Source organism: Mesorhizobium intechi (assembly GCF_002879535.1).
In the GTDB taxonomy this organism is placed as follows: domain Bacteria; phylum Pseudomonadota; class Alphaproteobacteria; order Rhizobiales; family Rhizobiaceae; genus Mesorhizobium; species Mesorhizobium intechi.
Window position 1 is genome coordinate 1 of the sequence record NZ_PNOT02000104.1, and the last position, 5,389, is coordinate 5,389.

At 63.0% G+C, this 5,389-nt stretch carries 4 protein-coding genes and 1 tRNA gene; 2 read left to right on the plus strand and 3 right to left on the minus strand.

Translation table 11 applies throughout. The annotated features are described in order from the left end of the window. The 3 genes from C1D09_RS09295 to phaC all read right to left on the minus strand — a co-directional run bounded on the left by C1D09_RS09295 (position 1) and on the right by phaC (position 3,776). Positions 1-75 (minus strand) — tRNA-Glu (locus tag C1D09_RS09295). 392 nt (positions 76-467) lie between these two features. Continuing rightward, positions 468-1,724: a YcbK family protein gene (locus C1D09_RS09300; protein WP_143973986.1), complete on the minus strand. Its 1,257-nt coding sequence runs from the start codon at positions 1,722-1,724 to the stop codon at positions 468-470. Between the two features lie 216 nt (positions 1,725-1,940). Then, positions 1,941-3,776 carry a class I poly(R)-hydroxyalkanoic acid synthase gene (phaC, locus tag C1D09_RS09305; protein WP_143973987.1) on the minus strand — a complete coding sequence of 612 codons (1,836 nt, stop codon included), beginning with the start codon at positions 3,774-3,776 and terminating at the stop codon, positions 1,941-1,943. Between the two features lie 98 nt (positions 3,777-3,874). Here phaC and C1D09_RS09310 point away from each other — a divergent pair, with 98 nt between their 5' ends. Both C1D09_RS09310 and C1D09_RS09315 read left to right on the plus strand, forming a co-directional pair. Further along, complete coding sequence (locus tag C1D09_RS09310; protein ID WP_143973988.1) at positions 3,875-4,270, plus strand: hypothetical protein; 396 nt, start codon at positions 3,875-3,877, stop codon at positions 4,268-4,270. Between the two features lie 45 nt (positions 4,271-4,315). Continuing rightward, positions 4,316-5,389, plus strand: a 1,074-nt coding sequence (locus C1D09_RS09315) for an LL-diaminopimelate aminotransferase (protein ID WP_143973989.1), incomplete at its 3' end; no start/stop codon positions are given.

Sequence of the window (5,389 nt, forward strand, 5' to 3'; positions counted from 1 at the left end):
TGGTACGCCCAAGGGGAATCGAACCCCTGTTACCGCCGTGAAAGGGCGGTGTCCTAACCGCTAGACGATGGGCGCGCTCAGACGAAGCGGCTTATACTGACGTTGTGCGCAACCGGCAACCCGTCAGGTGCCGGCGTGGACAACTTTTTTCCGAGGCTTTGGAATCGGGGGCTCCATCAACCCACCCCGCGGCTTGGTGATTAGCAAAACGCCCATTGCTTCGTCACTCTAGCGCGGAGCAAGGCGACGCGGCGCAGACGCTAGAATCGATGCCGCGACTTCAAAGGTGGCAAGGGCACGGAATTCTGCTCGGCTGCGCTCTTCGGCCAAGGTTTCGGAATGGATCCTCGGGCCTTCGCGACGGAACTTCGCTGCTCCGCCGCGGAGGACGAAGTTGGGGCGGCTCAGGCCAATGTGGAAGTGTTGGTGGCACGACCTGGCCGCTCTGGCCCGTCATATCGCGCCGTTCAGCCGTCATCACCGCCGCTTCGCCGGCGGCAGCGCCAGTTCCAGTCGCGCTCGGGCCCGACGTCGACGTGTACCGATTCGGTGTGGCAATAGGTGCCGACGCCGCCGCGGCCGGGCATGGTCCTGATGTAGTTCGCCAGTTCCCATTTGGAGACGCCGGGCACCTGGATGTCGGCGGCGGCGCAATACATGTGCAGCGAGTTCTTGGCGCCGTTGGCGCGGCGGTTGCGAGCAGGGTCGCGGTAGCCTGACGTGACCAACATCTTGCGGCCGTAATGGCCTTCGATCGTCTTCAGCACGCGCACCAGCGACGGCTTCAGGCAGGCGACGTCGACGCTTTCGTTCTGCTTCAGCAGGCCGTTGGGCGCGAGCCGGGCCATGCCGGCGGCGGACGCAACCTGATAGCTGCCGCCGATTGGACCCTCATCCTCATTGAGGTCGACGTCGCTTTCGTCGTCGAGGCCGGATTTGCGCTTGATCTCGAACAGGGCTGTCTGACGCACGCCAGGCAAGGCATCGCTGCCGGTGATATGACCGGCGTCGTCACCGGTCGAGGCCAACTGTATCGGCTTTGCCGTGGAGTCGGCCGAGGCCAACGTGATGATCGGCTTTGCCGCCGCCGCAGGCGTGGGTTTGGCCTGCGCGGTCGGCTGTTCGCCCGATCGCGTGTTGATGAGCGGAGCCGGTGTGGCCGAAGCCGGCGTGGCGCCGAACATCGAGGCCAGGAAGCCACGTTTCTTCGGCGCCTCGGCTTGTGGCGCGTCACCCGCGGTCACATAGACCGGATTGTTTATCACCGGCGCCGCTGCCGGCTTTGGCGTTGTCACCGCGGCATCGGCGGCGGCGATCTTCTGGGCGACCGCGTCTGTCTGCTGTGCCGTCTGGGTCGGCTGCTGCAAGGCCTGCGGCGTCTGTCCCGCGATCGTCTCAGCGCCGGCCGGCGTTATCAGCGGAAAACCTGCTTGCGGCTTGGCCATTGGTACGTAGGCGACTTTTTCGGGGAGTGCGGTGTCGCCTTCGCTCATCACGGTCGTTTGCGTGGCCGTTGTCTGCGAAGTCGAATCGGCGGTGGCGATGGGCTTGCCGGTGGCGGCCGCGTTAACATCGGAGGCTGAGGCATTGTAGCCAGGCATTCCGACCGACATTGTCGGGTCGCCGGCTGATGTGCAGGAGGCGAGGAGGACACAGCAGAGCGCAGCCAAGATGGCGCTGCGTTCTCCCTTTGCGAGGCTCCATCCTGCTGATTTCAAACTCAAATTCCCCCTCGATGTCCGGTCGGTACGTCCTTGGCGCAGCACTGGAAGTCGCTGTCCGAGGTTACCTTTGTCTCCGATCCGGAAACGAGACCTGTGTCAAATCCGCAAGCCTGGAAGTATTTTTGCAATGATTGCCGAATTACGGCTGCTTGATGGTTGACGACACCATTTCGCCCGCTTTTGGCAGGCCGTCAACTCACCAGACATTACAGTCCGTTACACACGCACCTTCACATAGCTGCCGGGAGCATCGCCCAAGGTTTTCATATGGTTGCCGGGTTTGCGGGCAGGCACGCGGGTGTCGTCCTTGGCCTCGATCCAACTTTGCCAATGCGGCCACCAGGACCCGGGATGCTCAGCGGCCTTGGCGATCCATTGGCCGAAATCGCCTTCCGGTTTGTCGCCGGTCCAATACTGGTACTTGCCGGAGGCGGGCGGATTGACGACGCCGGCTATGTGGCCCGATCCCGCCATGACGTAGTCGACCTTGCCGCCGAAATACTTCGAGCCGAGGAAGACGGACAGCGCCGGCGCGATGTGGTCTTCCCGCGAGGCGAGGTTGTAGACCGGAATGGTGATATCGCCGAGCGAGACCGTATGCCCCGCCAGTTCCATCTTGCCGCGCGAGAGGTTGTTCTCGAGATAGCAATTGCGCAGGTAGAAGGAATGGTTGGCCGCCGCCATGCGGGTCGAATCGGCATTCCAGTAGAGCAGGTCGAAGGGCAGGGGATCCTTGCCTCGCATGTAGTTGTTGACGACGTAGGGCCAGATCAGGTCGCCGGAGCGCAGCATGTTGAAGGCGGTCGCCATCTTGGTGCCGTCGAGATAGCCCTTTTCGTTCATCGACTTCTCCACCGCCGCGACCTGTTCCTCGTCGACGAAGACTTTCAGGTCGCCGGCATAGGTGAAGTCGACCTGCGTGGTGAAGAAAGTCGCCGACTTGATGCGGTCGTCGCCTTCCTGTGCCATCAGGGCCAGCGCCGCGGCCAGTAGCGTGCCGCCGACGCAGTAGCCGATCGCGTTGACATCCCGCTCGCCGGTCGCCTCCTCGATCGTGTCGAGGCCATATTGCAGGCCTTCCCTGATATAGGCTTCCCATCCCTTCGCGCCGTGGCGCTCGTCCGGATTGATCCATGAGATGACGAAGACCGTGTGGCCCTGCTCGATCGCCCAGCGGATGAAGGATTTCTGTGGGTTGAGGTCGAGTATGTAGAACTTGTTGATCCAGGGCGGGCAGATCAGCAACGGGCGTTTCAGCACCGTCTCGGTCGCCGGATCATACTGGATGATCTCGGCGACATCGCTGCGGCCGACCACCTTGCCGGGCGTGGTGGCGATGTTCCTGCCGATCTCGAAGGGCGAATAGTCGGCCTGGCGCAGTTTCAGGTCGCCCTTGCCGGCCGCGATGTCCTCAGCCAGCATCTTCATGCCGCGCACCAGGTTCTCGCCGTTGGAGGCGACGGTCTCGCGGAATAGCTCGGGGTTGGTCAGAATGAAATTCGACGGCGAGATGGCATTGGACACCTGCTTGACGTAGAAGCTCGCCTTGTGGCGGGTGTGCTCGTCCAGACCTTCGGCGTGCTCGACCAGTTCGGACGCCCAGCGCGAGGTGACGAGATAGGCCTGCTTGAGGAAATCGAAGAAGGCGTTGCGGCCCCATTCCGGGTCCTGGAAACGCTTGTCGCCGCGCTCCGGCTTGACGGCGTCGTCGGGGCCTTCGGCCTTGGCGCTGACGCGCTGGATGGCGTTCGCCCACACGGTCATGTAGCCGGCGAACAGCCGGGTCTGCGCTTCGAGCGCGCGCTGCGGGTCGGCGAGCCAGTATTCGCTCAGCTTGGAAAACGTCTTGACCATGTCGACGACCGGCTCGGCGACGTGGTCGCGCACTTCGCCGCGCTCGCGCGGTTCGGCCCAGGCGGACGCCGCCTTGCCGGCCTGCTCGATCATGCGCGCCATGTTCAACGCGAAGCGCTCCGGATCCTTCACCAGATATTGCTCGACGGTCGAAGGCTCGTCATCTTCCGTTTTGCCCGAATCGGGTGTTTTGGACATGGTTCGCGGGGTTCCTCCGGAAGCGTTTTCTTGACATATTAACATGGGACATCCGACAGGGTCCAATCTCGCTCTACCTCGGCTGCCAAGGAAACAATATGACGATTAATATTGGCGAGACTGTTTTTTTTGATGCTGCACGCTTTTGCCGCATCGGCGCGGCGATCGTCCTTTTGGGGATCGCCGGGTGTTCAAGCACGAACACCAGCGCTCCGGTGCCGATGGCCGAGAATGCAGGTCCAAAGGACACCGGCACCTTTCCGAACCTCAACATCCCGCCCAAAGTGGCGAACAAGCAACTCACGCAGGCCGAGACGAGTGCCAAGCTCGCCGAACTCAAGGCTGATGGCAGCGCGCAGGGCGCCAAAAACAGCGGCGGCGCCGCGGTCGCCAATCAGGCGGCGTTGGCGGACCTGGCCACGAAACATGGTCCGCAGACGCTGAAGCAGATCGAAGGCAAATGCGATCCCGCCCTCGACCCTACCTGCAAATGAGTATATAGCGCGCGCCCATAGCCCCTTTTGCTGTCTGGAACTGCCATGGAAGAGTTTCACAAGGTCCGCCGGCTTCCGCCTTACGTGTTCGAGCAGGTCAACCGGCTCAAGGCCAGCGCCCGTTCGCGCGGCGCCGACATCATCGACCTCGGCATGGGCAATCCGGACCTGCCGACGCCCAAGGCCATCGTCGACAAATTGTGCGAAGTGGTGCGCGACCCGCGCACGCATCGCTATTCCTCCTCGCGTGGCATCCCCGGCCTGCGCCGCGCCCAGGCCGCCTACTATCAGCGCCGCTTCGGCGTGAAGCTCAACCCCGACACGCAGGTGGTGGCGACGCTCGGCTCGAAGGAAGGCTTCGCCAACATGGCGCAGGCGATCACCGCGCCTGGCGACGTCATCCTGTGCCCGAACCCGACCTATCCGATCCATGCCTTCGGCTTCATCATGTCGGGCGGCGTCATCCGTTCGCTGCAGGTCGAGCCGGACGATGGTTTCATCCCAGCGCTGGAACGCGGCGTTCGCCATTCTATCCCGAAGCCGCTGGCGCTGATCCTCAACTATCCGTCGAACCCGACGGCGCTGGTCGCTTCGCTCGACTTCTACAAGGACGTGGTGGCGTTCGCGAAGAAGAACGACATCATCATCCTGTCCGACCTGGCCTATTCGGAGATCTATTTCGACGGAAACCCGCCGCCTTCGGTGCTGCAGGTGCCGGGCGCCATTGATGTCTGCGTCGAATTCACCTCGATGTCGAAGACCTTCTCCATGCCCGGCTGGCGCATGGGTTTTGCCGTCGGCAACGAGCGGCTGATCTCGGCGTTGACCCGGGTGAAATCCTATCTCGACTACGGCGCCTTCACGCCGATCCAGGTGGCGGCGGCCCATGCGCTCAACGGCGACGGCGCCGATATCGCCGAGGTACGCGAGGTCTACCACAAGCGCCGCGACGTGATGGTCGATTCCTTCGGGCGCGCCGGCTGGAACATTCCAGCTCCCGCCGCCTCGATGTTCGCCTGGGCGCCGATCCCCGAACCGTTCAAGCATCTCGGCTCGCTCGAATTCTCCAAGCTGCTCATCGAGCACGCCGATGTGGCGGTGGCGCCCGGTGTCGGCTTC